The sequence below is a fragment of the Pseudomonas sp. G5001 genome, assembly GCF_013385475.1.
Classification (GTDB): Bacteria; Pseudomonadota; Gammaproteobacteria; order Pseudomonadales; family Pseudomonadaceae; genus Aquipseudomonas.
In genome coordinates this window covers 193419-219548 of record NZ_JACAPZ010000029.1, presented here as the reverse complement: position 1 = coordinate 219548, position 26130 = coordinate 193419, and the positions used below count along the sequence as shown (strand labels likewise).

At 61.5% G+C, this 26130-nt stretch carries 27 protein-coding genes and 1 riboswitch; of the genes, 13 read left to right on the top strand and 14 right to left on the bottom strand.

The annotated features are described in order from the left end of the window. Window positions 1-2: 2 nt before the first annotated feature. The 4 genes from HX805_RS23460 to HX805_RS23445 are packed head-to-tail and all read right to left on the bottom strand — an operon-like array spanning window position 3 to window position 3381. The gene (locus HX805_RS23460; protein ID WP_177080182.1) at window positions 3-728 is read right to left on the bottom strand and encodes an urea amidolyase associated protein UAAP1; all 726 of its coding nucleotides are present in this window, start codon (window positions 726-728) and stop codon (window positions 3-5) included. Next, a complete protein-coding gene (locus HX805_RS23455) occupies window positions 725-1489 on the bottom strand; it encodes an ABC transporter ATP-binding protein (protein WP_177080181.1) in 765 nt (254 codons plus the stop codon). The genes HX805_RS23460 and HX805_RS23455 overlap by 4 nt, the downstream gene beginning before the upstream one ends. Beyond that, entirely contained in the window at window positions 1486-2301 is an 816-nt protein-coding gene (locus tag HX805_RS23450; protein WP_003212030.1) for an ABC transporter permease, read from the bottom strand. Before HX805_RS23450 ends, HX805_RS23455 begins: the two co-directional genes overlap by 4 nt. Window positions 2302-2313: 12 nt before the next feature. Continuing rightward, a complete protein-coding gene (locus HX805_RS23445) occupies window positions 2314-3381 on the bottom strand; it encodes a putative urea ABC transporter substrate-binding protein (RefSeq protein WP_177117334.1) in 1068 nt (355 codons plus the stop codon). 61 nt (window positions 3382-3442) lie between these two features. After that, window positions 3443-3543, bottom strand: a riboswitch (guanidine-I (ykkC/yxkD leader). 302 nt (window positions 3544-3845) lie between these two features. Between HX805_RS23445 and HX805_RS23440 the strand changes: the two genes are divergently transcribed. Both HX805_RS23440 and HX805_RS23435 read left to right on the top strand, forming a co-directional pair. Next, window positions 3846-4202, top strand: coding sequence for a hypothetical protein (locus HX805_RS23440; protein ID WP_003212026.1), 357 nt, complete (start codon window positions 3846-3848; stop codon window positions 4200-4202). Window positions 4203-4362: 160 nt separating this feature from the next. Beyond that, window positions 4363-4812 carry a DUF3757 domain-containing protein gene (locus HX805_RS23435; protein WP_177066746.1) on the top strand — a complete coding sequence of 150 codons (450 nt, stop codon included), beginning with the start codon at window positions 4363-4365 and terminating at the stop codon, window positions 4810-4812. On the opposite strand, the gene HX805_RS23430 is transcribed toward HX805_RS23435, so the two are convergent. Beyond that, a complete protein-coding gene (locus tag HX805_RS23430) occupies window positions 4806-5918 on the bottom strand; it encodes an enoyl-CoA hydratase/isomerase family protein (RefSeq protein ID WP_177028564.1) in 1113 nt (370 codons plus the stop codon). The genes HX805_RS23435 and HX805_RS23430 overlap by 7 nt on opposite strands. Before the next feature lie 135 nt (window positions 5919-6053). Here HX805_RS23430 and ung point away from each other — a divergent pair, with 135 nt between their 5' ends. Continuing rightward, window positions 6054-6746, top strand: a complete 693-nt coding sequence (gene ung / locus HX805_RS23425) for a uracil-DNA glycosylase (RefSeq protein WP_003212020.1) — start codon at window positions 6054-6056, stop codon at window positions 6744-6746. Between the two features lie 68 nt (window positions 6747-6814). Here ung and HX805_RS23420 read toward each other — a convergent pair whose 3' ends face one another. The 5 genes from HX805_RS23420 to HX805_RS23400 all read right to left on the bottom strand — a co-directional run bounded on the left by HX805_RS23420 (window position 6815) and on the right by HX805_RS23400 (window position 12245). After that, window positions 6815-7852 carry an AbrB family transcriptional regulator gene (locus HX805_RS23420; protein WP_003212018.1) on the bottom strand — a complete coding sequence of 346 codons (1038 nt, stop codon included), beginning with the start codon at window positions 7850-7852 and terminating at the stop codon, window positions 6815-6817. Beyond that, complete coding sequence (locus tag HX805_RS23415) at window positions 7845-9359, bottom strand: tripartite tricarboxylate transporter permease (protein ID WP_087692609.1); 1515 nt, start codon at window positions 9357-9359, stop codon at window positions 7845-7847. The genes HX805_RS23420 and HX805_RS23415 overlap by 8 nt, the downstream gene beginning before the upstream one ends. A 1-nt stretch (window position 9360) precedes the next feature. Beyond that, window positions 9361-9819: a tripartite tricarboxylate transporter TctB family protein gene (locus tag HX805_RS23410; RefSeq protein WP_008437838.1), complete on the bottom strand. Its 459-nt coding sequence runs from the start codon at window positions 9817-9819 to the stop codon at window positions 9361-9363. Between the two features lie 130 nt (window positions 9820-9949). Continuing rightward, the gene (locus tag HX805_RS23405; RefSeq protein ID WP_166742143.1) at window positions 9950-10936 is read right to left on the bottom strand and encodes a tripartite tricarboxylate transporter substrate binding protein; all 987 of its coding nucleotides are present in this window, start codon (window positions 10934-10936) and stop codon (window positions 9950-9952) included. Between the two features lie 28 nt (window positions 10937-10964). Beyond that, the gene (locus HX805_RS23400; RefSeq protein ID WP_177046260.1) at window positions 10965-12245 is read right to left on the bottom strand and encodes an OprD family porin; all 1281 of its coding nucleotides are present in this window, start codon (window positions 12243-12245) and stop codon (window positions 10965-10967) included. Window positions 12246-12481: 236 nt separating this feature from the next. Here HX805_RS23400 and HX805_RS23395 point away from each other — a divergent pair, with 236 nt between their 5' ends. Beyond that, a complete protein-coding gene (locus HX805_RS23395; RefSeq protein ID WP_003212008.1) occupies window positions 12482-13153 on the top strand; it encodes a response regulator in 672 nt (223 codons plus the stop codon). Next, on the top strand, window positions 13146-14531 hold the full coding sequence (locus HX805_RS23390) for a sensor histidine kinase (RefSeq protein ID WP_177068329.1): 1386 nt from the start codon (window positions 13146-13148) through the stop codon (window positions 14529-14531). The genes HX805_RS23395 and HX805_RS23390 overlap by 8 nt, the downstream gene beginning before the upstream one ends. On the opposite strand, the gene HX805_RS23385 is transcribed toward HX805_RS23390, so the two are convergent. Together HX805_RS23385 and HX805_RS23380 are read right to left on the bottom strand one after the other, a co-directional pair. Beyond that, window positions 14532-15353 (bottom strand): HDOD domain-containing protein, encoded by an 822-nt coding sequence (locus HX805_RS23385; RefSeq protein ID WP_177035873.1) that lies wholly within the window; start codon window positions 15351-15353, stop codon window positions 14532-14534. A gap of 36 nt (window positions 15354-15389) precedes the next feature. Continuing rightward, entirely contained in the window at window positions 15390-16331 is a 942-nt protein-coding gene (locus HX805_RS23380; protein ID WP_177080179.1) for a folate-binding protein YgfZ, read from the bottom strand. Window positions 16332-16470: 139 nt separating this feature from the next. Here HX805_RS23380 and HX805_RS23375 point away from each other — a divergent pair, with 139 nt between their 5' ends. After that, entirely contained in the window at window positions 16471-16725 is a 255-nt protein-coding gene (locus tag HX805_RS23375) for a succinate dehydrogenase assembly factor 2 (RefSeq protein WP_003212000.1), read from the top strand. Then, window positions 16709-17161 (top strand): protein YgfX, encoded by a 453-nt coding sequence (locus HX805_RS23370; RefSeq protein WP_008437845.1) that lies wholly within the window; start codon window positions 16709-16711, stop codon window positions 17159-17161. The genes HX805_RS23375 and HX805_RS23370 overlap by 17 nt, the downstream gene beginning before the upstream one ends. Here the strand turns inward: HX805_RS23370 and nadB are convergent. Further along, window positions 17130-18746 carry an L-aspartate oxidase gene (nadB, locus tag HX805_RS23365; protein ID WP_003211997.1) on the bottom strand — a complete coding sequence of 539 codons (1617 nt, stop codon included), beginning with the start codon at window positions 18744-18746 and terminating at the stop codon, window positions 17130-17132. The two genes, HX805_RS23370 and nadB, sit on opposite strands and share 32 nt — an antisense overlap. Window positions 18747-19214: 468 nt before the next feature. On the opposite strand from nadB, the gene rpoE reads away from it, so the two are divergent. From rpoE to HX805_RS23345, 4 genes are all read left to right on the top strand, one after another. Next, window positions 19215-19796: an RNA polymerase sigma factor RpoE gene (rpoE, locus tag HX805_RS23360; RefSeq protein WP_003172477.1), complete on the top strand. Its 582-nt coding sequence runs from the start codon at window positions 19215-19217 to the stop codon at window positions 19794-19796. A 31-nt stretch (window positions 19797-19827) separates the two neighbouring features. Next, window positions 19828-20415, top strand: a complete 588-nt coding sequence (locus HX805_RS23355; protein WP_003172479.1) for a sigma-E factor negative regulatory protein — start codon at window positions 19828-19830, stop codon at window positions 20413-20415. Window positions 20416-20431: 16 nt separating this feature from the next. Next, a complete protein-coding gene (locus tag HX805_RS23350) occupies window positions 20432-21388 on the top strand; it encodes a MucB/RseB C-terminal domain-containing protein (protein ID WP_003211995.1) in 957 nt (318 codons plus the stop codon). Between the two features lie 244 nt (window positions 21389-21632). Further along, a complete protein-coding gene (locus tag HX805_RS23345) occupies window positions 21633-23072 on the top strand; it encodes a DegQ family serine endoprotease (protein WP_003211993.1) in 1440 nt (479 codons plus the stop codon). 67 nt (window positions 23073-23139) lie between these two features. On the opposite strand, the gene HX805_RS23340 is transcribed toward HX805_RS23345, so the two are convergent. Next, complete coding sequence (locus HX805_RS23340; protein ID WP_087692605.1) at window positions 23140-24573, bottom strand: M48 family metalloprotease; 1434 nt, start codon at window positions 24571-24573, stop codon at window positions 23140-23142. A 95-nt stretch (window positions 24574-24668) separates the two neighbouring features. Here HX805_RS23340 and HX805_RS23335 point away from each other — a divergent pair, with 95 nt between their 5' ends. Together HX805_RS23335 and HX805_RS23330 are read left to right on the top strand one after the other, a co-directional pair. Continuing rightward, window positions 24669-24908, top strand: coding sequence for a sulfurtransferase TusA family protein (locus HX805_RS23335; protein ID WP_003211989.1), 240 nt, complete (start codon window positions 24669-24671; stop codon window positions 24906-24908). A gap of 40 nt (window positions 24909-24948) precedes the next feature. Beyond that, window positions 24949-26019 carry an AI-2E family transporter gene (locus HX805_RS23330; protein ID WP_003211986.1) on the top strand — a complete coding sequence of 357 codons (1071 nt, stop codon included), beginning with the start codon at window positions 24949-24951 and terminating at the stop codon, window positions 26017-26019. The last annotated feature ends 111 nt before the right edge of the window (window positions 26020-26130 follow it).

Sequence of the window (26130 nt, the reverse complement as noted above, 5' to 3'; positions counted from 1 at the left end):
CCTCAGGCGAACAGACGGTCGGTGTTGATAAAGCCGCGCTCGTTTTCCGGGCGCGAGGTACGGCAGTGTTCGGCGACGCTTGGGTCGGCGTTCATCCAGCTGAGTTTCAGCGGCTGCGGCGCGTACTCGGGGTTGGGGTCCATGGGATGTTGCAGCGCGGTGAGCACCACCAGTGTGTCCATCGGTGCGTAGAGTTCGATGTAGTCGCCGGCCTTGGAGTGACCGGGGACAAAGTGCAGGCTGCCAGCTTCATCTACCGTGACTTTGCTGAACAGGCTGAGGGTCATCAGCAGGTCGGACAGCCCCAGGCCCCACTTGCCCAGTTCCACCAGCAGGTTGTCGGTGCCGTTGCGGTAGAAGCCGTTGCGCAGCTCTTGATAGCGGCCTTTGCCGTATTTTTCCGCGACCTCGGAGGCGCATGACACGCCGCCGATACTGTCACTCCAGCCGCAGGTGTCGGCGGTGATGGCAGCCAGCACGCGGCCCATGTCCGAGTACAGGCAATGGCCGTTGGTGAGCTTGGCGGTGTGTTGGCATTTGAGGCTGTCGGGCAGGTTCAGGCGCTCGGTTTTTTCATTGGCATTGAGCAGGGTCAGGCTGACGTTGGCGCCGCCGCGAATGTCGGTGAGGCGCAGCAGTTGGCCGCGCTTGAGCACAAAGGAACGGTGGCCGCCGCCGGGGAGCATTTCCTCGGCAAAAGGTGGGAACAATTGAGTTGAGTCGGTCATTTGGAAGTGGCTCCAAGTTCGGCGGCGATCGCCTTGCGGCGCTCGCTGTTCAAAGGGATGTCGTAGGTGATGCGGGCGCCGTAGGCGCCGGGGGCGTGTGGGTCGAGGCGCACCTTGTCGAATACCAGCAAGCGGGTGCCGAGGCTGAAGCCTTCACTCAGGTCGTGGGTGACCATGAACACCGTCAGCCTGGTTTCGCGCCACAGCTCCAGCAACAGCAGGTGCATGTCTTTGCGAATGCCCGGGTCGAGGGCGCCGAAGGGTTCGTCCAGCAGCAACACGCGGGGCTTCATGATCAGCGCCTGGGCGATGGCCAGCCGCTGCTGCATACCGCCGGAAAGCTGCGCCGGGTACTTGTCCAGGGCATGGCCCAAACCGACTTTATGCAGCAGCGCTGCGGCCTGTTCCCGGGCCTGTTTTTTCGCGCTGCCGAACAGGCGGCCGAGCAACGCTGAACGCGGCAACTCAAGGCCCAGCGCAACGTTGTCCAGCACCGTCAGATGCGGGAACACCGAGTAGCGCTGGAACACCACGCCACGGCTGGCATCGGGTTCGGCGGCGAGCGGTTTACCGTCCAGCAGGATCTCGCCACGGCTGGCGGTTTCCTGCCCCAGCAGCAGGCGCAGGAAGGTCGATTTGCCGCAACCGGAGGTGCCGACCAGGGTGCAGAATTCGCCTTCGGCCACGTGCAGGTTCAGGCGCTCCAATACCACCTGGTCGCCATAGCGCTGCCACACATTGTTGACGCTGATAAAACTCATGCCCGCGCTCCTTCGTACCAGGGGAACGCGCGCCGCGTCAGGGCCTTGAGGCCCCAGTCCATCAGCCAGGCCAGCAGGGTGATCCACACCACGTAGGGCAGGATCACGTCCATCGCCAGGTAGCGGCGCACCAGGAAGATCCGGTAACCCAAACCGTCGGTGGAGGCGATGGCTTCGGCTGCAATCAGGAACAGCCACGCCGAGCCGAGCATCAGGCGCAGGGAGATCAGCAAGCGTGGCAGCAATTGCGGCAGCACCACCCGCAGCATCAGGGTCCAGGTGGAGGCGCCGAGGGTCTGTGCCTTCACCAGCAACTCCACGGGAATTTCCCGTGCCCGCTGTTCCAGGTCCCGCGCCAGGGCCGGGGTGATACCGATCACGATCAGCATCACTTTCGACAATTCCCCCAGCCCGAACACGATGAACAGGATCGGCAGGATCGCCAGCGGCGGCACCATCGACAGCACCGTCAGCAAGGGGGACAACGGTGCGCCAAACAGCGGCAAGGTGCCGGCTGCAATGCCCAGGCACAGGCCGGCGAGGGCGCTGATGCCCAGGCCGATCGCCAGGCGGCGCAGGCTTGAGGCGCTGTCTTGCCACAGCACGTATTCACCGGTGCGAGTGTCGGCGCTGAAGGCCAGGCGTTTCACTGCGTCGCCCATTTGTGCGGCGCTGGGCAGCAGCTTGTCGTTGGGGTTGTCTGCCAGGCGCTCGGCCGAGCCCACGAAGTAGGCGAACAGCAGCAGGGCGAAGGGCAGCAGCACCAACAGCAGGCGACTGGAGCGTTCCGGGTGACGGTTGATCAGGCGCATGGCCGGGTCCTCTTACAGCGTGCCGTCGGCGGCCATCTGTACGTAGCTGGGGTCGAAATGCAGCTTGAGGTTGGCGGTGTCGCCGCGGGTCACGCCATTGGCGAAGCTCATGCCCACGGCGTTGGTATCCTTGGCACCTTCACCCAGCAGGCCGTGTTTAAACGAGAACTCGGCGACCTTGCCCATGGTGGCGGGCAACTGCGCGCTGGTGGCAAAGGCCAGGGCTTCCTTGGGCGTGGCGAACAGCTTGGTGGTGTCCAGTTGCGACTGGAAGCCCTTGAGGTCGGTGCCGGAGGCCTTGGCCATGTGCTCCAGGGCGTCGGTGCTGGCGGCGTTTTTCGCGTTCATCAGCGCCACCACTTCAAACCAGGCGCCGGTCAACGCTTTGCCCAGCTTGGGGTTGTCCTTGAGGGTCTGGGTGTTGACCACCATCATGTCCATGATTTCGCCGGGCACTTTGCTGGAGTCGAACACTTCGGTGACACCGGGCTTGGCCTTGATCTCCGAGAGCATCGGGTTCCAGGTGGTGACGGCCTTGACCTGGTCGGTGTTGAAGGCGGCGGCGATGTCGGCGTCGGAGGTGTTGACCACTTTCAGGTCTTTTTCGCTGAGGTTGGCCGACTCCAGGGCGCGGGCCAGCAGGTAGTGGGACACGGAAAGTTCCACCAGGTTGACGTTCATGCCCTTGAGGTCGGCGACTGTCTTGCCTTCACCTTTGATGACCACGCCATCGTTGCCATTGGAGAAGTCGCTGACCACCAGCGCGGTGCTGTCCACGCCGCCGGCGGCGGGAATGGTCAGGGCGTCCATGTTGGTCATGGTGCAGCCGTCGAACTGGCCGGCGGTGTACTGGTTGATGGATTCGACGTAGTCATTGAGCTGCACCATGTCGATCTTGATGCCGTACTTCTTGGCCCACTTGTCGAGGATGCCTTGGCTGCCGGCGTATTCCCACGGCATCCAGCCGGCATAGATCGTCCAGCACACGCTGAAATGGTCTTTGGGGGCGGCTTGGGCGGAAAAACTCACCACGGCGGCGAAGGCGGCGGCGAGCAGGGCGGGTAAACGTATCGGGGGCATGGATGCTTCTCCAGTTGATCAAGGGCGAGCAGGAGCAACGCGGCACCGTGAACGGTGGCTTGTCTCCCGGGCTTTTATCCCGCCGTGTAACCTCAACTGGAGGTCGCCGACTCTCGGACCAGCCACTCGCCTTAGCGAGCCGGAACCCTAGTCAGCCATTGCAAATTGTGGTGCCGCGAACCTGTGATGACTCCTGCACGGGAGAGGTAAAGCGAGAGTCGTGCCAAGTGGCACGGGTGCAGTAATGGCGTGGGTTGGCGCGAGGAGGGGGGCGCAACGTGCGGTGAATATGCGTCGTGGTGGTGCGGGGTTGCACTGCAATGAGGCGACCGGCAGATGTATCAATCTATGTCTAAATCGCACCAGATTCCGTTTTTGATGTCAGATATTTCGTCAGGCAGTGAAAGCTGTTTGCCGCCCCCCAGCGTCGCTGGGTGTGCTCTTCCGCGGTCCAGGAGGCCGCCATGTATCGTCGACTGCTTCTCATCGCTTTGCTCGGCTTGACCCTTTCTGCGTGCGCGCCTTATTACGGTGGCGGCCAGGCCTACTACGGTTCCGAGGTCTACACGGCGCCCGCGCCGGCGTATTACTACGGCGGCGGCCCGTATTACCATTACCGCCAGGGTTACTATCCGCCACCGCAGCGTTATTACCCGTCGCCGCGTTATTACCAGCCGGCGCCGCGCTATTATCCTGCGGGGCCGCGCGCGGGTTATCGGCCTTACCCAAACCAGGGTTGGGGCAACAGTCACTGGGGTAATGGTGGCGGACATGGCCAGGGTGGTGGTCAGGGTGGAGGCCGTGGCGGCGGTCATCGCTGATAGGAATAATTGGAAAAACGGCGCTCAGGCGCCGTTTTTGTTTACCGTTGGTCGGCACTGTCATATTTGACAGCTATCCTGTGGGTTACGCCTGTAGTTAATTGGGAGCAGTCGCCTGTTTGGCGTATCGCTTCCAGCATCGACTGATGGAACCCATGACATGAACGTCAGCCCGCTCTACCTGTTATTTTTTGCTTTTCTTGGCGTCAGTACGTTGGCAGCAGCGCAATCCTGTCCTTACCCGAGTGTTGTACGCTACGTTGACGGTCACTTTCAGGGAACTGACAGCGACTCGCCATGGATAAGCCAGGCAATGAGCGGCGGGGAATTCGTGGAAACCTTTGTCGGCGCGCTTTTTACTCCAAGCGAGCAGGACGAGCGCAAGCATGGCTATCTGGAAAAGTGCATTTATAAAACCCTGAGGGGTAAGACAGTCACCCTGAGGTACGGCACGGCTCAAGCCGGGGGCTCAATGTCGCTGGCAGATACCACGCATTGGGTACCGGGTACCGATGCTTTCGGGCAACAGATTTTCCAGTGCGACGACCACCAACCCGATAATTGTGCCTTCACGTTCGAGGGCAAAAAAGCGCCGACGGGCGCTCAATAGTCAGACAGGTCCGCCAGCGGATGCCGCCCTTCCCAGACCTTGTGGAAGTGCGCCTGCACCACGGCCTCGGGGATCAAGTTGATGTCCGGCCAGTGCCAGTGTGGCTGCTGGTCCTTGTCGATCAACCGCGCCCGCACACCTTCGCTGAATTCCGGGTGACGGCAGCAGTTCAGGCTCAAGGTGTATTCCATCTGGAACACCTGGGCCAGGGACAGGTGCCGCGCGCGCTGGATCTGTTCCCACACCAGGTGCGCGGTCAGCGGGCAGCCTTCGTTCAGGGTCTTGCCTGCGCGGCGGAGCAGCGGGTCGGTGTGATCGCGTAACTGGCTCAAGGCTCGCCACGCACAGCGCACATCCCCCACGTCCAGCCACTCGTCGATCTGCCCACGGCGCGGCAGCCATTGGGCTTCGGGCAACTGGCCGGTGGCTTCCTGGGCCAGGGCCTTGAGCAGGCTGTTGAGCTGCATGTCGGTCTGTTCCTGCCAGTTCAGTTGCAGGAGGCCTTCAAGCAGTTCGTCTTGTTGTTCATCCAGCAGGAAGCGGTCGGCCAGGCCCAGGTCCAGGGCGTCGCGGCCATTCATATGGGCGCCGGTCAGGCCGAGGAACAACCCCAACTTGCCGGGCAGGCGAGACAGGAACCAACTGGCGCCCACGTCCGGGTACAGGCCGATGCTGATTTCCGGCATGGCCAGGCGGCTGCTTGGCGTGACGATGCGCACGGCGGCGCTTTGCAGCAAGCCCATGCCACCGCCCAGCACATAGCCGTGGCCCCAGCAGATCAGCGGTTTGGGATAGGTGTGCAGGCGGTAGTCGAGGCGGTACTCCGCGGCGAAAAATTGCGCGGCCAGCGCCGGTACTTCGCCGGGATGTTCACGGCAGGCCTGGGCCAGGCTGCGCACTTCGCCACCGGCGCAAAAGGCCTTGGGGCCATTGCCGCGCAGCAGCACGCAGACGATTTGCGGGTCTTTGGCCCAGGCGTCCAGGCGTTCGCTCAGAGCCAGGATCATCGGCAACGACAAGGCATTGAGGGATTTTTCCGCGTCCAGGCTGGCGATGCCAACGCGGGCGCCGCCGGTGCCAATCAGCTCTTCGAAGTGCAGGTTCATCATGACCTCAATCGAGAAAGTGAAGGTTCAGTATGATCGCTTCGCAGGAAAGTGCGGTATCTGCGTCAGATCAATTGACAAGCAAGGTCGGCTTTCCTAGGGTTCGCCTCATTCTTTTGACTAGACAGCGTAACCATGACCACCGACGACCGTATCAAACTCGAACCCAGCTGGAAACACGCCCTGCGTGACGAGTTCGACCAGCCGTACATGGCCCAGCTGCGGGAATTCCTGCGCCAGGAGCACGCGGCCGGCAAGGAAATCTACCCGCCGGGCCCGATGATCTTCAACGCGCTCAACTCAACGCCGCTGGACAAGGTCAAGGTGGTAATCCTCGGCCAGGACCCCTACCACGGCCCGGGCCAAGCCCATGGCCTTTGCTTCTCGGTGCAACCGGGCGTGCCGGCACCGCCGTCGCTGGTCAATATCTACAAAGAACTCAAGCGTGACCTGAACATCGACATTCCCAACCACGGCTACCTGCAAAGCTGGGCCGACCAGGGCGTGCTGATGATCAACACCACCATGACCGTGGAGCGCGCGAATGCCAACGCCCATGCGGGCAAGGGCTGGCAGTTCTTTACCGATCGGATTATTGAAGTGGTGAGCGAGCATCAGCCGCACTTGGTGTTCTTGCTGTGGGGCGCCCATGCGCAGGGCAAGCAGAAGCTGATCGACGCTACCAAGCACCTGGTGCTGACGTCGGTGCATCCGTCGCCGTTGTCGGCCTATAGAGGGTTTATTGGCTGCGGGCATTTCAGCCGCACCAACAAGTTTCTTGAGCAGAATGGCGAGACGCCGATCGAGTGGCGATTGCCGCCGGTTTGACATAGCTCCAATGTAGGAGCTGTCTCGCTAAAGCTCGACAGCTCCTACAATTGAACGTCTCTTGGGCTTCAGATTTTGTCTGGCTGCCGGTTCCAGTGCCGAAACAACGGCTCCGCCAGAAACAGCACAAACAACAAACGCATCACCTGCATCGCCGTCACCAACGGCACCGACAATTGCAGGGTTTCCGCCGTCAGGCTCATTTCCGCAATTCCGCCTGGCATCATGCCCAGTGTCAGCGAACGCAGGTCCAGATGTGTGAGTGCACTCAAGCCCACAGCCGCCAGCGTCGCAATCAACATAGTCAACGCCGTACCGATCAACGTACGTCCCATGAACAACGGCGCGCGCCGGAAGAACTGCCGGTTGAAGTGGCAGCCCAGGCCACTGCCGATCAGCCACTGGCCGATCTGGCTGCCGCCGTCGGGCAGCCCGATGTGCAAGTCCCAGGTAATGCTGGCGGCGGCACTGACCAGCAGCGGCCCGAACAGCCAGGGGTTTGGCTGACGCAAGCGTTGCCAGCCCCAGGCCACCAGGGCGCCGACGGGAAACAGCAGCGCCAGCCAGGTCCAATCCACCGTCGCCGGATGAAACTGCGGGGCACCTTCCCCCAGCAAATACTTGAACGCCGCCGGCACACAGAGCACCACCACCAATACCCGCAAACTCTGGCCCGCCGCGACGCGGCTGAGCACTGCGCCATTGCGTGCGCCGAGGTTGACCATCTCCCCCGACCCACCCGGCATGCTCGAGAAAAACGCCGTGGCACGGTCTTCACCGCTGCGGCGCATCAACCACACGCCCACAATGCTGGAGAGGCTGGTGACCAGCGCGCCGAAGAAGATCAGGCCGAAGTGGCTCATCACCTGCTCGATCACCACCGGGGTGAAGTGCAGGCCGATGCCGATGCCCACCACCCATTGGCCGCATTTGCGGCCACCGGGAATTTCCGCGAGCTGCCAGGGTGTCAGGCAGCGCACCAGGATGATCGCCAGCAACGAGCCGACCATGTACGGCAGTGGCCAGCCGATCTGGCTGGCGAGATACCCGCCCAGCAGACCGACCAGCGGTGTTGCCCACCAGTTTCTGAACGTGGCCTCAGACATCGGCCACGGCACGACGCTGCAGGGAACGCTTGCGCCAGATGCGCAGGAGCGGGAACAACAGCATCAAGGCCGTCAGTACCCACACGCCGAAGGTGATCGGGCTCGACCAGAGGATCTGCAATTCGCCGTTGGAAATCGACAGCGCACGACGCAGGTTCTGCTCCATCAACCCGCCGAGGATAAAGCCCAGCAGCACCGGCGAGAGCGGGAAATCCAGCTTGCGCAGGATGTAGCCGAAGATGCCGATGCCGACCATCAGGAACAGGTCGAAGGTGGTGGCGTGAACCGCGTACACACCGATCGCAGTGATGATGGCGATCACCGGCACCAGTGCCCAGTTCGGCACGGCAAGGATGCGGGTGAAGATGCGGATCATCGGGATGTTGAGGATCACCAGCATGATGTTGGCGATAAACAACGAGGCGATCAGGCCCCAGACGATGTCCGGTTGCTGTTGGAACAGCAGCGGGCCGGGGGTGATGTTGTACAGCGACAGGGCGCCGATCATCACCGCCGTGGTGCCCGAGCCGGGTACGCCGAGGGTCAGCATCGGCACCAGGGCGCCGCAGGCGGAAGCGCCGATCGCGGTTTCCGGAGCCGCCAGGCCGCGCATGTCGCCCTGGCCGAATTTACCGCTGGCACCGGCCAGGCGTTTTTCGGTCATGTAGGCCACGGCCGAGGCCAGTGTGGCACCCGCGCCCGGCAATACGCCCATGATGAAACCCAGCAGGCCGCAGCGAATATTCACGACGAATACCGCGCAAGCTTCCTTCAGGTTGAACATCATGCGTCCGGTGGCTTTCACGGCTTCCTGGCCACGGTGGGTTTTTTCCAGCAGCAACAGGATCTCGCTGATGGAGAACAGGCCCAATACAAGCACCACGAACTGGATGCCGTCGGTCAGGTGGATGTTATCGCCGGTGAAGCGGTATACGCCGCTGTTGGCATCGATACCCACTGCTGACAGAAACAGGCCGATCAATGCCGCGACAAAGGTCTTCAGGGGCTTGTCACCGGCCATGCCGCCCAGGCAGACGATGGCAAACACCATCAGTACGAAATATTCCGCCGGGCCGAAGGCAATCGCCCATTTGGCCAGCAGCGGGGCGAACAGCACCATGCCGCAGGTGGCGATAAACGCACCGATGAACGAACTCCACGCCGACAGCGACAACGCCACGCCCGCCAGGCCTTTGCGAGCCATCGGGTAGCCGTCGAGGGTGGTCATCACGGTGGAAGCTTCACCCGGGATGTTCAACAGGATCGAGCTGATGCGCCCGCCGTATTCGCAGCCCAGGTACACGGCCGCCAACAGGATCAAGGCCGACTCAGGCGGCAGCCCCAGGGCAAATGCGATGGGGATCAACAGCGCTACGCCGTTGATCGGCCCAAGGCCCGGCAACAGGCCGACCACGGTGCCGATCAAGGTGCCGCACAGTGCGGTGATCAGGTTGTAAGGGGTCAGTGCAACGCCGAAGCCCTGGCCCAAATAGCTGAACGTATCCATATCAGTTCTCCAGAACTTCAAGCAGGCCGAGCGGCAGCGGTACATCCATGGCCTTGTCGAACAGCAGGTAAAGACCGATGCTCATCAAGGTCACGATCACCACGCTGGGCATCCAGCGGCCGCCATACAGGCGCGCCATCGGAATGCCGATCAGCATGCTGCTGAGGATGAAACCCAAGGGTTCGAATGTGCCGGCAAACACCAGCAGCAACCCGACGCAGATGCCGATCTTGATCAGGGTCTGGCGGTCCAGCGCGGGCTCTTCTTCTGTGTGCTTGGTGGGCTGTGGACGAAACAGCATGTAGATCAGGCCCAGGCCCATCAGCCCGAGCATCAGCAGCGGGTAGGCCCGAGGCCCTACCGGCTCGTAGGAAAACGACGCCTGATATGGCCAGGCCATCAGTGCGAGGCCGGCACAGACCAGCAACATCACTGAGGCGAAAATGCGTTGTAAGAGCATGGGAAACTCCTTGGAGACTCTTGTAGGCGCGAGCTTGCTCACGAAGAACGCCAGGACGTCGCGTTTATACAGGCAGCACGCGTCATCGTTGAAGTTTTTCGCGAGCAAGCCCGCTCCCACAGAGGGGCGATTACTGGATCAGGCCGAACTCTTTGGCCAGCACTTTGTAGTCAGCCACCTGTTTCTTCACGTAGGTGTCCAGCTCCGGGCCGGTCATGGCGAACGGGAACAGCTCGCGCTGGTCACGCAGCTTGGCGAACTCTTCGGAAGCCAGCAGTTTGTCGAAGGCGTCTTTCCACCAGGCATAGTCTTCGTCGCTGACTTTTGGCCCGAGGTAGAAGCCACGCACCACCGGCCAGACGATGTCGTAGCCTTGTTCCTTGGCGGTCGGGATGTTCTTCATTTCCGGCTCGTCCAGGCGTTCGTCGGAGAACACCGCCAGCAGGCGCATGTCACCACTGAGGATGTGCGGCATGGAGTCGGAGATGTCGGTACTGCCTACCTGGATATGGCCGCCTAGCAGGGCGGTGGCGATCTCGCCGCCGCCTTCCAGTGCCACGTAGCGCAGGTCACGCGGGTTGATGCCGGCGGCCTTGGCGATCAGGGCGGTTTGCATCCAGTCCTGGCTGCCGACGGTGCCGCCGGAACCGATGACCACGCTGCCCGGATCTTTCTTCAGGGCCTTGACCAGATCGTCGAGGTTTTTGTAGGGCGAATCGTTTTTCACCGCGATGGCACCGTAGCTGGTGCCGACGGCCGCGAGCCAGCGCACGGCGCTTTCATCGAAGCGGCCAAATTTGCCCTGGGCCAGGTTCAACAGCGAGCCGCTGGACCACGCCACCAGCGTGCCGGCGTCGGCCGGACGCTGCGCCACGACGGCGTTGTAGGCCACCGCGCCCACGCCGCCGGGCATGTAGGTCACGCGCATCGGCTTGCTCAACAGTTTCTCGTTGACCAGCGCGCTCTGCGCCAGTTTGCAGGTCAGGTCGAAACCACCGCCAGGGGACGCCGGGGCGATGCACTCCGGGCGCTTGGGCTCGGCGGCCAGCAGTTGGCTGGCGAACAGCATGCAGCTGGCCGTCAGGGCAAATTTACGCAGTGAAAGGGTCATGTTCATCTCCATCATTGTTGTTATGAGGTTGCTGTTACCAGAGTGCGACGCTGTAGCTCACCAGCAGGCGCACTTCATCCGCATCACGGGCCGAATAGTTGGAACGGTAGGTGGCATTGCGCAGACGCACGGCCACGTCCTTGAACGTGCCGCTTTGCACCACGTAGCGGATCTCACTGTTGCGTTCCCACTCCTTGCCGGTCTCGCCGTTCTTGAGCTTGATGTTGTCACCCGACAGGTAACGGCTCATGAAACTCAGGCCGGGAATCCCCAGCTTGGCGAAGTCGTAGTCGTAGCGAGCCTGCCAGGAGCGTTCTTCGGCGCCGGCAAAGTCGTTGATCTGCACGAAGTTGACAAGGTAAGGATCGCTACCGTCCACGTAGGGAAAGGCGCTGTCGCCGGACATGTGCTGGTAACCGGCGCTGAGCTTATGGCCATTGAGGGCATAGCTGAAGAGGCCGTTGAGGGAGGTGTTGTCGATCTTGCCGCCGCGCGCCGCGCCGGTGTCGTCACTGACGGCCAGGCGCAGGTCGGCGCCGAAGGTGCCGGGGCCCATCGGGCGCGAGGCCACGAGGCCGAGGAAATGCTGGCGGTACACGTCGTCGAGTTGGGCGAAGTGGTAGCTGCCGGTGATCTTGTCGGCGAACTTGTAGTCCACGCCGCCGAAGTCGAAATGCTTGCCGGTGGCGCCGCTGAGGAAGCGGCTGTTCTTGTTGTTGAGGCCGATGTCTTCGTAGTTGGTGTCGTCGCGGTCCTTGGCCTTGTTCAGGCGGCCGCCGGTGAACACCAGGTTCTTGAATTCCCTGGAACTGAGCAGGCCGCCGTCAAACGTCTGCGGCAGGATGCGCCCGTCGTTGGGCTTGAGGATCGGCAATTCGGGGATCAGCGCGCCGATCTTCAGCTCGGTGGCGGAGATCTTCACTTTGCCGGTCAGGCCGAGTTTGGAATATTCGTTGGCGGCGCGGCCGTCGTCGTGGGTCGGCAACAGCCCGGTGCCGGTGCGGTCGGGGCTGGAGTCGAGCTTGACCCCGAGCATGCCCAGCGCATCCACGCCGAAGCCGACGGTACCGTCGGTATAGCCCGACTGCAGGTTGAGCATGAAGCCCTGGGCCCACTCGTCGCGCTTGGATTGTTGTGCGCTGGTGCCGTCGCGAAAGTCGCGGTTGAAGTACATGTTGCGGGTTTCGAGGGTGGCGGTGCTGTCCTCGAAAAAGGCGGCCTGGCCTGCGGGCGAAAAGCCGGCGAGGGCGGCGGCACTGGCAAGGGCGGTCTGGGTGATACGAGAAGAACGAGCAGGCGGCTGTGTGCGCAGCATCGTGGGTGTACTCCGTTATTGTTCTTATTTTGGCGAAAACGCTTCGAGGCGTTTTTCGGGCGCTATGGGTGAAATAGCTCGGCAGGCGAAACCCACCGTGGCTGGATGCTAAAGGGCGAAGCTTTCACTAACCTTTCAGTCGCCTTTCAATGTTTTCGGGCTTCACAGCGCAGGCCGCGCCTGTAAACTCCCCGGCAAAGTGTGGCGCCGACCACCCCCGAACGAGGTAAAAACCCATGCGTGTCCTTCTGGTCGAAGACCATTTGCAGCTAGCCGAAAGTGTCGCCCAGGCGCTCAAGAGCACGGGTTTGACCGTCGACGTGTTGCACGACGGAGTGGCGGCGGACCTGGCCTTGAGCAGCGAGGAATACGCGGTGGCGATTCTCGATGTGGGCCTGCCGCGCATGGACGGTTTTGAAGTATTGGCGCGCCTGCGGGCCCGTGGAAAAAATCTGCCGGTGTTGATGTTGACCGCACGCAGCGATGTGAAGGACCGCGTGCATGGCCTCAACCTGGGGGCGGATGACTACCTGGCCAAGCCGTTCGAACTGACGGAGCTGGAAGCCCGGGTCAAGGCGCTGCTGCGCCGTAGCGTGCTGGGCGGTGAGCGGCAACAGGCGTGTGGCGTGCTGATTTACGACCTGGATACGCGGCGCTTCACCCTGGGTGGTGAACTGCTGACCCTGACCTCCCGCGAGCAGGCGGTGCTTGAGGCGCTGATCGCGCGCCCGGGCCGGGTCATGAGCAAGGAGCAACTGGCTTCCCAGGTGTTTGGCCTGGATGAAGAGGCCAGCCCCGATGCCATCGAAATCTACGTGCACCGCCTGCGCAAGAAACTCGATGGCCAGCCTGTGGCCATCGTCACCTTCCGTGGCCTGGGGTACCTGCTGGAAGCCCGCGATGCATAAGCCCAGCAGCCTGCGCTGGCGCCTGCTGTGGAACCTGGCGCTGTTGCTGGTGGTGTTGATGATTGCCAGCGGCTTGAGCGCTTACTGGAATGGGCGCGAGGCGGCGGACACGGCTTACGACCGAACGCTGTTGGCCTCGGCGCGGACCATTGCGGCCGGCCTGTCCCACCGCGACGGTACCTTGAGTGCCGATGTGCCCTACGTCGCCCTGGATACGTTCGCCTACGACAGCGCCGGGCGGATCTACTACCAGGTCAACGATATTCACCAGAAGCTGATCTCCGGCTACGAAAACCTGCCGGGCCCGCCGCCGGGAACTCCACGCACCGATGACTATCCGGCGCTGGCGCGCTTTTATAACGCCAAGTATCAGGGCCAGAACGTGAGAGTGGTCAGCCTGCTCAAGGCAGTCTCCGAACCGAACATGAACGGCATGGCGGAAATCCGCGTGGCCGAAACCGACGAAGCGCGGGTGGCGATGGCGCGCAGCCTGATGGCCGATACCTTGCTGCGCCTGGGGATGCTGGCCATCGGTGCATTGTTGTTGGTGTTCTTTGCCGTGAGTGCGGCGCTGCGGCCGTTGGAGCGCTTGCGCACGGCCGTGGAAGAGCGTCAGCCCGATGACCTGCGGCCATTGCCGCTGGTGGAGGTGCAGCATGAATTGGGCCCGCTGGTACATGCGCTCAACCATTTCACCGAACGCCTGCGCGGGCAGTTCGAGCGCCAGGCACAGTTTATTGCCGATGCCGCCCATGAGCTGCGCACTCCGTTGGCAGCGCTCAAGGCACGCTTGGAGCTTGGCCTGCGTGCCGAAGACCCGGCTACCTGGCGCACCACCCTGGAAACCGCAGCCCAGGGCACTGATCGCCTGACTCACCTGGCCAATCAATTGCTCTCGCTGGCGCGCATCGAAAACGGCGCCCGGGCGATTGCCGAAGGCGGGGCGCAGTTGCTGGACCTGAGCCAGTTGGCTCGCGAGCTGGGCATGGCCATGGCGCCGCTGGCCCATGCGCGTGGCGTGGCCCTGGCGCTGGAGGCGGATGAACCGGTGTGGCTGCGGGGCGAGCCCACCTTGTTGAACGAGTTGTTGAGCAACCTGGTGGACAACGCCCTGGCCCACACGCCCCCGGGCGGCAACGTGATCCTGCGGGTCACGGCGCCGGCGGTACTTGAGGTGGAAGATGACGGCCCGGGCATCCCGCTGGATGAGCGGGACCGAGTGTTCGAGCGCTTCTATCGGCGCAGCCAGCAGGGCTTGGGGGCGGGCTTGGGGTTGGCGATTGTTGGCGAGATCTGCCGGGCACACCTGGCGCAGATCAGCTTGCATGACGGAGAGTTGGCGGGGTTGAAAGTGCGGGTCAGTTTTATCGCGGGGTAATCAGTAGAACATTGACCGTGCTTCATCCAGCTCGGCGCGCAAGGTGTCGCTGTAGGGGTCGAGTCGCAGTTTCTTGATCGCAGGTACCGTCGATATCGGTACGCTGGCCAGCGGGTGGTCAGTGTCGCGGTGGCAATACAACACGGCGACCTGCACCAGGTCGATATAGTCCAGGCGCTCGGAGTCGCGCTCAAGGTTCATGTACTGCGCCGGCAGGTTCACCAGCATTTCCGGGAAGTCCCAGCGCCGCAGCAGCTTGTCCCCCAGCAACGGGTGGATGCTTTCAATCACGTGATCGAGGCTGACCGGATCGGACAGCAGTTCATAGTGATCTTCGGCGAAGGTCAGGATCGGTAGCACGCCAATCTGGTGCACCAGCCCACCCAGCGCCGCCTGGTCAGGCTTCAACTGGCTGTGGTTGCGGCATAACGCATAGCTCACGCCGGCCACTTCCAGGCTGCGCCGCCAGACGTCGCGCATCTTCTGTTCGACCACTTCGGAACGGGCGTGGAAGATCTGTTCCATCACCAGGCCGATCGCCAGGTTGCTGCTGTAGTTGGTGCCCAGGCGGGTGATGGCGGTGTGCAGGTCGGTGACTTCCTGGGTCGCGCGCAACAGCGGGCTGTTGACCACTTTGATCAGCCGCGCCGACAAGGCGGTGTCGCGGCCGATCACTTTGCTCAGGTGGCTGATGCTGATGTCCGGGTCTTCGGCGGCCTGACGAATGTTCAGGGCTACTTCCGGCAGCGTTGGCAGAACCAGGTCATCGTTATCGATGGCCACAACCAACGCCTGTTGGACTTTTTCCGCCAGCTTGTTCATTCAAGATCTCTAGGGTGTAGCAAAAAGGTACGACGATCAGCGCTGGATCTCGCGATCACGGTCCAGCTGGTAGGGCAGGTCGAGCAGCTGAAGGCCCGGGCCTTCCAGCGTGCCCACATGCACATCGCCACTCTCTGCTGCTTCGGCTTGCAGCACCGCTAGAAGTTCAATCGCCTGATCGGCACGGGCGGCAATCACCACCTCGCCGATGGCACTATTGTGATTCGGGGAAAACAGTGGGGTGCCGGGCTCAGGCAGCTCGCCGGCATTCAGGCTCAGGCGATACAGGCGACGCTTGAGTTTGCCCAAATACTGCATGCGCGCGACGATTTCCTGGCCGGTGTAGCAGCCTTTCTTGAAGCTGACGCCGCCGACGGCTTGCAGGTTGAGCATCTGCGGGATGAACAGTTCGCGGGTGTGGGGCATGACCTGGCCGATACCGGCACGGATCTGGCCCAGCAGCCATTGGTTCAGTTCACCTTCGTTCAATTGTGCGACGAGTTGGCTGTGCAGGGTTTGAGCTTGGGCGGCGGGGGCCCAGAGTTCGGCACGGCCCGGCGATACGCGGATGGCGATCAGGTCGTCGCTGCGCACCACGCTGTCGGTCTCGGCGGGTAGTTGGAGGCCGAGGCCGGCCAGTACCTGATCGGCATCCGACACACCGAAACGCGCCCAGGCAGCGCTTTCGTCGGTGAGTTTGGATTTGGAGAACACGGCGTACTTTTTCAGGTCCGCCAGTTGTGGCTCCAGCAGTTCGGTGGCCATGGCCAGCAACACGCCATCGCCTTGCAGCAGGATGCGGAAGCTCGACTGCATGCGCCCTTTCTGGGTGCAGCGCGCGCCCAGGCTGGCCTGGGTGTCACTCAGGTAGTTAAGGTTGCAGGTCAGTTGTCCCTGGAGGAACTTGGCAGCGTCGGAACCGCGGACGGCGAGAACGCCTTCGTGGGACAGGGGGCAGAAAAAAGCAGAGTCAGCCATGGGTCATCGCAGGTTAAAAAGTCATGAGTGCATCATAGAGGGGCGCCCGGCAAATGGATAGTTTCCGTATGGCCGACCAAAGCCGACTGTTCCAGGCAGCTTCGGCCTGTATACTTGCGCTCTATTTGAGGAGCGCTCCATGGTCGAAGATGTAGAACTCAATCGCCTCTACTGGCACAGCCGACGCGGCATGCTTGAACTGGACGTGTTGCTGGTACCGTTCGTCAGGGAGGTCTATCCGCACCTCAACGACGTCGACCGCGACTGCTACCGCAAGCTGCTGGAATGCGAGGATCAGGACATGTTCGGCTGGTTCATGGAACGCGCCGAATCGGAAGACCCGGAGCTGCAGCGCATGGTTCGGATGATTCTGGATCGTGTCCAGCCCAAGTAATACGTTCGAATGCCGCTGGCACGCCTCCGGGCAGTTGCTGGCGGCTTATCTTTTCGCCCAGGCGTTCGCACTGGGTGCGCTGTGGTTTCTCGATGTGTCCCCGTGGTTCGGAGCCTTTGGCGCCTTGTTGTGCCTGGCCCATGCCGGTTGGGTATTGCCGCGTCATATCCTGCTGACTCACCGTTCGTCGATCCGTGGCCTGCGTCGCGACGAGGATGGCTGGCAGTTGTGGAGCGCCGCGCGTGGCTGGCACAGCGTGCAACTGCGCCCCGACAGCCTGGCGTTGCCGTTGATCGTGGTGCTGCGCTTTCGGGTGCAGGGTGACTGGCGGGTGCGTTCGATCTGCGTGCCACGGGATTCGCAGGCTACCGATGTGCATCGGCGCCTGCGGGTGCGCTTGAAGTTCAGCCGCCGTAGGTGGTTGGCACCAGAATAGTGTCGCGCGCTTCGGGCAGCATTTGCGGGTAGTCGAGGGTGTAATGCAATCCCCGGCTTTCCTTGCGCTCCATGGCCGAGCGGATCATCAGTTCCGCCACCTGGGCCAGGTTGCGCAGCTCGATCAGGTCGCGGCTGACTTTATAGTTGCTGTAGAACTCGTCGATCTCATCCAGCAACAGTCGAACCCGGTGCTGCGCCCGCGCCAGGCGCTTGTTGGTGCGCACGATGCCCACGTAGTCCCACATGAAGCGCCGCAACTCGTCCCAGTTGTGGGCGATGATCACGTCTTCGTCCGAATCGGTCACCTGGCTGGCGTCCCAGCGGGGCAGGGCGGCCGGCACCGGGATGCGCGGCAGCTGTTCAAGGATGTCGGCGGCGGCGGAGCGGGCGTACACGAAACACTCCAGCAACGAATTGCTGGCCATGCGGTTGGCGCCGTGCAGGCCGGTGAAGCTGGTTTCGCCAATGGCGTACAGGCCGGGCACGTCGGTGCGGCCGTTCTGGTCGACCATTACGCCGCCGCAGGTGTAGTGCGCCGCCGGGACGACCGGGATCGGGCCCTTGGTGATGTCGATATTGAACGCCAGGCAGCGCTCGTAGACCGTCGGGAAATGGGTCTTGATGAAGGCTTCGGGCTTGTGGCTGATGTCCAGGTAGACGCAGTCGATGCCCAGGCGCTTCATTTCATGGTCGATGGCCCGGGCGACGATGTCCCGCGGGGCCAGTTCTGCTCGTGGATCGAAGCGCTGCATGAAACGTTCGCCGTTGGGCAGCTTCAGGTGTGCGCCTTCGCCGCGCAGGGCTTCGGTGATCAGGAAGCTCTTGGCCTGCGGGTGATACAGGCAAGTGGGGTGGAACTGGTTGAATTCCAGGTTCGCCACCCGGCAGCCCGAACGCCAGGCCATGGCAATGCCGTCACCGCAGGCGCCGTCGGGGTTGCTGGTATAGAGGTAGACCTTCGCTGCGCCGCCCGAGGCGAGAATGGTGAAGCGCGCGCCGTAGGTGTCGACTTCGCCGCTGGCCCGGTTGAGCACGTAGGCGCCGAGGCAGCGTTCGCCCGGCAGGCCAAGGCGCTTTTCGGTGATCAGGTCGACGGCGACCCGCTGTTCCAGCAGTTCGATGTTGGGGCGTTGCCGGGCCTGGGCGAGCAGGGTCTTGAAGATCGCGGCGCCGGTGGCGTCGGCGGCATGGATGATCCGCCGGTGGCTGTGGCCGCCTTCGCGGGTCAGGTGGAACTCGAAGCCGCCGTCGTCGGTGCCGGAATGTTCGTCGCGGGTGAAGGGCACGCCCTGGTCGATCAGCCACTGGATGGCTTCGCGGCTATGCTCGACGGTGAAGCGCACCGCTTCTTCATTGCACAGGCCGCCGCCGGCATTCAGGGTGTCTTCGACGTGGGATTGCACGGTGTCGGTGTCATCGAGCACCGCGGCGACACCGCCCTGGGCCCAGAACGTCGAGCCATTGGCGAGGTCGCCCTTGCTCAGTACGGCTATGCGCAGGTGGCCCGGCAGGGTCAGTGCAAGGCTCAAGCCCGCAGCGCCGCTGCCAATCACCAGGACATCGTGTTGAAACTGTTGGCTCATTTGAAGGATTCCGCAAAAAGCGATCCGTAGGGGGGCGCAAACAGGACGCCTGGATCGGCGAATCAAAGGGTGACACGGCCCACTAGTATATAGAGGGGGGGAGCGGCACAATAGCCGGGCATTCGTGGCATTGTGAGACTACGGGCAACGAACTGCACGGCTTTCATGAAACGGACAGCGATTGGGATGGGAACTTTTTGCATAGGCCCCGACTCAATAGCAGGATGCCCGAAAGCTGGGAACACGCTGGATTTGCTGAGCCGCGTCTGTGTCAGGCGCGTCAGGAAACTGGCGACAGATTATTCGCGCAGCCGGCATTGCCCGCGCTGCGTTTTTCGTGTGTGCCAAATCAGTGCGCGCCGGAAACTTGCTTGGAGGGGGAGAACTTTTGCGAAAAGTCCGAGTCTATGTTTGCAAGCCTGATCGATTAGTTATGCAAGCCTCCTTCAAGTACAACGAGGAGTGTTCATGCTAACCCAGGAAGAGGATCAGCAGCTGGTCGAGCGCGTTCAACGCGGCGACAAGCGGGCATTTGATCTGCTAGTGCTGAAATACCAGCACAAAATTCTCGGGTTGATCGTGCGGTTTGTGCACGACACCCATGAAGCGCAGGACGTTGCACAGGAAGCCTTTATCAAGGCATACCGTGCACTCGGTAATTTCCGCGGTGACAGTGCGTTTTACACGTGGCTGTATCGCATCGCCATTAACACGGCGAAGAACTATCTGGTTTCTCGCGGTCGCCGCCCGCCGGATAGTGATGTTAGTTCGGAAGATGCTGAATTTTATGATGGTGATCACGGCCTCAAGGATCTCGAGTCGCCGGAGCGTGCATTGCTGCGCGACGAGATCGAAGGAACCGTCCATCGCACTATTCAACAACTGCCAGAAGATTTGCGTACGGCGTTAACTTTACGTGAATTCGATGGTCTGAGTTACGAAGACATTGCGAGCGTCATGCAATGTCCGGTGGGTACCGTACGCTCCCGGATCTTCCGGGCTCGGGAAGCCATCGATAAAGCCCTGCAGCCGTTGTTGCAGGAAAACTGAGACAGCGGCGACAGCCAAGAGAGGAACCGCCATGAGTCGTGATGCCCTGCAGGAATCGCTGTCCGCAGTGATGGATAACGAAGCGGATGAACTGGAACTTCGTCGAGTGCTTAATGCATTTGATGATGCCGAAACCCGTGATACCTGGTCTCGTTACCAAGTCGCTCGGGCGGTGATGCACAAGGATCTTCTAATCCCTCGTCTGGATATTGCTGCGGCCGTTTCTGCTGCACTGGCTGATGAAGCCGTTCCGGCAAAAGCTGCTCGCGGTCCTTGGCGTAGCCTGGGCCGTCTGGCAGTCGCTGCTTCGGTGACCGTCGCTGTATTGGCAGGTGTCCGCCTGTACAACCAGGACGAAATCGCCGGTGCCGAACTGGCCCAGCAGACCCAGCAACCGGTCATGGCCGGCCCGCAGGTCAAGGGTCCAGCCGTACTGGCCGGCTACAAGGAAAGCTCCGATACCACCGGGCCTATGGCCAACGGTGTACTTCAAGGGCAATCCGGCTGGCAGGATCAGCGTCTTCCAGGCTACCTGCGCCAACACGCACAGGAATCGGCCTTGAAAGGCACTGAAAGCGCTCTGCCTTACGCCCGCGCTGCAAGCCTGGAAAACCGCTAGTCCGCCAAGGAGCTTTATGCGCGCCATACCGCTCCTTGCGCTTTTGCTCAGTGGCTGGTTTGCAGTCCCCGCCCATGCCGATGAAGCCCAAGACTGGCTGACGCGTCTTGGGCGGGCGGAGCAGCAGCAAAGCTTTCAGGGCACCTTCATCTACGAGCGTAACGGTAGTTTTTCTACCCATGACATCTGGCATCGTGTCCAGAATGGTCAGGTCCGTGAGCGGCTTTTGCAGCTCGATGGTTCTGCCCAGGAAGTCCTGCGGGTCGATGGCCGTACCCAATGCGTGAGCGGCACGCTGGTTGCCGGGCTTGGGGGCTCCCCCAATACCTCTGCGCGTACCCTTGATCCGCAAAAACTCAAAGCATTCTACGATCTTGCCGTCATCGGCAAATCGCGCGTGGCCGGTCGGAATGCGGTGATCGTCTCCGTGACCCCCCGCGATCAATACCGTTATGGTTTTGAGCTGCATCTGGATCGTGAAACTGCGCTGCCATTGAAGTCATTGTTGCTTAACGACCAGGGCCAGTTGCTGGAGCGTTTCCAGTTCACCCAGCTCAATACATCGGTGCCTGACGATCGTGATTTGCAGCCCAGTGGCGAATGCACGCCGGTGGCGGTGACCAACGCCAAGGCCCCGGAGGTCGAGATCCCTCAGGATTGGCGCCTCGACTGGTTGCCACCAGGCTTTCAGCTGGTCAACAGCAGTGCCCATAAAGACTCCCACACCAAGGTAACCGTCAGCAGTCTGATGTATGACGATGGTCTGGCGCGTTTTTCGGTATTCCTGGAGCCGCTTAACGGTGCGACCGTAAACGAGACCCGCACCCAGTTGGGCCCGACAGTCGCCGTTTCACGGCGGTTGAATACCCTGGAAGGCGAGGTGATGGTGACCGTCGTCGGCGAGATCCCGATTGGCACCGCCGAGCGAATTGCGCTGTCACTACGCAGTGGCACCGTGCCCGCCAAGCCTTGAGTTGTTAATCCTATGTTCATCCTGATATTTCAATGTTGCGCAGGAGATAGTCGATGCCTGCCTCTGCCGAGAGCATGAAATGTCTGGATCATTTTTTTCACTTGCTAATATCCCCTATGTTTTTTATAGGTCAGGGCTTAACGGCCCTGGCCTTGTTTTGTTCGCGGAACAAAAATGTCGGTCGCAGTTTTTCGGCGTTTATTGAACCCTGTCGCTCAACCCTGCTCGTCGTAACGGGAGCTGTATGTCGATACCACGTTTGAAGTCTTACCTATCCATAGTCGCCACGGTGCTGGTGCTGGGTCAGGCCGTTACCGCGCAAGCGGCCGAGCTGCCTGACTTCACCCAACTGGTGGAGCAGGCGTCGCCTGCCGTGGTGAACATCAGTACTACGCAGAAGCTGCCGGATCGTAAGGTCTCCAACCAGCAGATGCCCGACCTGGAAGGCCTGCCGCCGATGCTGCGGGAGTTCTTCGAACGCGGCATGCCCCAGCCGCGCACGCCGCGTGGCGGTGGTGGCGGCCAGCGTGAGGCCCAGTCCCTGGGCTCGGGCTTCATCATCTCGCCTGACGGCTACATCCTCACCAACAACCACGTGATTGCCGACGCCGACGAGATCCTGGTGCGCCTGGCGGACCGCAGTGAGCTGAAAGCCAAGCTGGTGGGCACCGACCCACGTTCCGACGTGGCCCTGCTGAAAATCGAAGGCAAGGACCTGCCGGTGCTGAAACTGGGCAAATCCCAGGACCTGAAAGCCGGCCAATGGGTCGTCGCCATCGGTTCGCCGTTTGGTTTTGACCATACTGTGACCCAGGGTATCGTCAGCGCCATCGGTCGCAGCCTGCCGAACGAAAACTACGTGCCGTTCATCCAGACCGACGTGCCGATCAACCCGGGCAACTCCGGCGGTCCGTTGTTCAACCTGGCGGGTGAAGTCGTTGGCATCAACTCGCAGATCTACACCCGCTCCGGTGGTTTCATGGGCGTTTCGTTCGCGATTCCGATCGATGTGGCCATGGACGTTTCGAACCAGCTGAAAACTGGTGGCAAAGTCAGCCGCGGCTGGCTGGGCGTGGTGATCCAGGAAGTGAACAAGGACCTGGCTGAATCCTTCGGTCTCGACAAGCCGGCCGGTGCCCTGGTCGCGCAGATCCAGGACGATGGCCCTGCTGCCAAAGGTGGCCTGCAAGTCGGTGACGTGATCCTGAGCATGAACGGCCAGCCGATCGTCATGTCTGCGGACTTGCCACACCTGGTGGGCGCGCTCAAGGCCGGCAGCAAGGCCAAGCTGGAAGTGATTCGTGACGGCAAGCGCCAGAACGTCGAACTGACCGTCGGTGCGATCCCGGAAGAAGGCGCGGCGCTGGATGCGCTGGGCAACAGCAAGCCAGGTGCCGAGCGCAGCAGCAATCGCCTGGGCATTGCTGTAGTCGAGTTGACCGACGAACAGAAAAAGAGCTTCGACCTCAAGAGCGGTGTAGTGATCAAGGAAGTCCAGGACGGTCCTGCCTCCCTGATCGGCCTGCAACCAGGTGATGTCATCACCCACCTGAACAACCAGGCTATCAACTCCACCAAAGAGTTCACCGACATCGCCAAGGCGCTGCCGAAGAACCGTTCGGTGTCGATGCGCGTCCTGCGTCAGGGGCGTGCCAGCTTCATTACCTTCAAACTGGCCGAGTAATCCGCTAGTCCAATAAAAAGCCCCGCTCTCGATGTTCGAGAGCGGGGCTTTTTTGTGGCTGAAAGGTTTAGCCCATCATGTCTTTGATCATGCGTTCCTGGTCGATCAGTTCACGCTGGCGTGCGTCGATACGTGACGAAAGCGGGAAGTTGCTGCCGGCGCGACGCTTGGCGAAATCCAATTGCTGGATGGCCTGCTTGAAATCTCCCACCAGCGCGAAGTACTCGGCCCGGGCCTGATGCAGGCCGATGATATTGCCCGACAACCCACGGGTTTCCGCAACCTGGTACCAGACGTCCGGATCGTCCGGGCGAGACTTCAACAATCCTTCCAGGGCTTTTTCCGCGTCAGCGTTGCGGTTCTGCTTGAGCAGAAGATCCACACGAACCTGGTTCAGCGGATAGTTGCCTGGATATTGCGTCAACATTCGGTCCGTACGCTGCTGGGCATCCGGCAGGCGATTGTTGGTCATGTCCAGCTCGATCTGCGCCAGGTTGTAGGTGATGTCGTTGGGCGCCTTGGCCAGCAGCGGCTTGAGGTTTTCCCGGGCCAGGTTGAACTGGGCACCCTTGATCTGAGCGATGGCGAGGCCATAACGCGCGATATCGTTCTTCGGATTTTCATCCAGCTGGGCCTGGAAACGTTTGGCGGCCAGCCCCGGGGTGTCTTCGTAATACAGTTGCACTCGAGCACGGATCAGTTGATAGCGCAGGCTGTCCTCAATGCCACCCAGCTTGGCTTGCTCCGCACGGTTGCGGGTGTCGGCGATCCGCGATTCGGTTACCGGGTGAGTCAGCAGGAATTCAGGCGGCTTGGCATCGAAACGGTACTGGCGCATCAAGCGCTCGAACATGGTTGGCATGGACCGTGGGTCGTAGCCGGCTTTCTCCAGGTTGAGAATGCCGATGCGGTCAGCCTCTTGCTCGTTTTGCCGGGAAAAGCGCCGTTGCTCCTGGATCGCGGCGGCCTGGCTGCCGGCGATCGCGGCAATGCCCGCATCGCCTGCGCCAGCGGCGGCAGCGATGATGCCGCCGAGCAGCGCAGCCATCATCGGGATCTGCATGCGCTGCTGTGCTTCCACGCCTCGTGCGAAGTGACGTTGGGACAAGTGAGCCAATTCATGGGCCAGTACCGAGGCATATTCGCCTTCGGTCTGGGCGTTGAGGAACAGGCCGCCGTTGACCCCGACGATGCCGCCCGGTGCGGCAAAGGCGTTCAACTGCGGGCTGTTGATCAGAATGAATTCCAGGCGCCGGTCATTGACCTGGCTGGTTTCCACCAGCTTATAAACGCTGGATTCGACGTAATCCTTGAGCTGCGGGTCGTTGAGTTGCGAGACCTGGCCACGCAGGTAGGCCAGCCATGCCCGACCCAGATCGTATTCCTGTTTTGGCGAAACAATGGCAGAACTGGCGTCGCCAAGTGACGGCAGGTCGTCGGCGAAGCCTGGAGAGGCAAGCAGGCAAGCCAGCGTCAGCAGGGTAGGGCGCAAAAAAGTCATGCACAAAGCCTTTCGACAAAGAGCTTACTGTAGCCGGACACTGAGCTTCGGACCAGATATTCTAAGCGCCCTCGACGCCCACCCGGAGTTAGACCATGACCGACGCTGTAGCCTTCGATGCCGAACTGGATGCCAGTGGCCTTAACTGCCCGCTGCCCTTGCTCAAGGCCAAGCTGGAGCTCAATCGGCTGGCCAGCGGCGCGGTGCTCAAGGTGATCGCCACGGACGCTGGCTCCCAGCGGGACTTTCGTACGTTTGCCAAGCTGGCCGGCCACACCCTGCTGCATGAAGAAGACGAAGCGGGCGTCTATCGTTACTGGTTGCGCAAGGCCTGAATCGCTTGAATATGCTGTCCTTATCGCCTGAGGTTTATTGATGTTCAAAGTGTTACGTGACTGGATTCAGCGCTACTTCTCCGACGAAGAAGCCGTGGTGCTGGCCGTCCTGCTATTTCTTGCCTTTACGGCCGTGCTCACTTTGGGCGGCATGCTGGCGCCGGTACTGGCGGGGATGGTTCTGGCATACCTGATGCAAGGCCTGGTCTCCATCCTGGAGCGTCTGCGCTTGCCGGGTGGGGCAGCGGTGGGTCTGGTGTTTGCCTTGTTCATGGGGCTGTTGCTGGTATTTATCGTGATCGTGGTGCCTTTGCTGTGGCACCAGTTGATCACCTTGTTCAACGAGCTACCGGGCATGCTCGCCAAGTGGCAGTCATTGCTGCTGCTGTTGCCTGAGCGCTATCCGCACCTGGTGTCGGACGAGCAGGTCCTGCAGGCCATTGAGGTGGCTCGCGGCGAAATCGGAAAGTTCGGACAATGGGCGCTGACCTTTTCCCTTTCGAGCTTGCCGCTGCTGGTCAACATCATGATCTACCTGGTACTGGTGCCGATCCTGGTGTTTTTCTTCCTCAAGGACCGCGAGATGATCGGTCGCTGGGTGCGTGGCTATCTGCCCCGTGAGCGTGCGCTGATTACCCGGGTCGCCGAGGAAATGAACCGGCAGATTGCCAACTACATCCGCGGCAAGGTTATCGAGATTTTTATCTGCGGTGGCGTCACTTACATCGGTTTTGTCGCGCTGGGGCTTAACTACGCTGCCCTGTTGGCGCTGCTGGTGGGTGTTTCAGTGGTGGTGCCATACGTTGGCGCGGTGGTGGTGACGGTGCCGGTGATGTTGATCGCGCTGTTCCAGTGGGGCTGGAGTGATCAGTTCATCTACCTGATGGCGGTGTATGGCATCATCCAGGTGCTGGACGGCAACGTGCTGGTGCCGCTGCTGTTCTCCGAGGCGGTGAACCTGCATCCGGTGGCGATCATCTGTGCGGTGTTGTTGTTTGGCGGGTTGTGGGGCTTCTGGGGGGTGTTCTTTGCGATTCCCCTGGCGACGCTGTTCAAGGCGGTGCTGGATGCCTGGCCTCGGCAGGAGCCGGTGGTGGCGCCGTTACTCTGATATTTGTGGTGCCGGTGCAGGGCCTCATCGCGGGCAAGCCCGGCTCCCACATTGACTGAGTTGTCCTGTCGAACAATGATCACAGGTGGGAGCTGGCTTGGCTGCGATAGC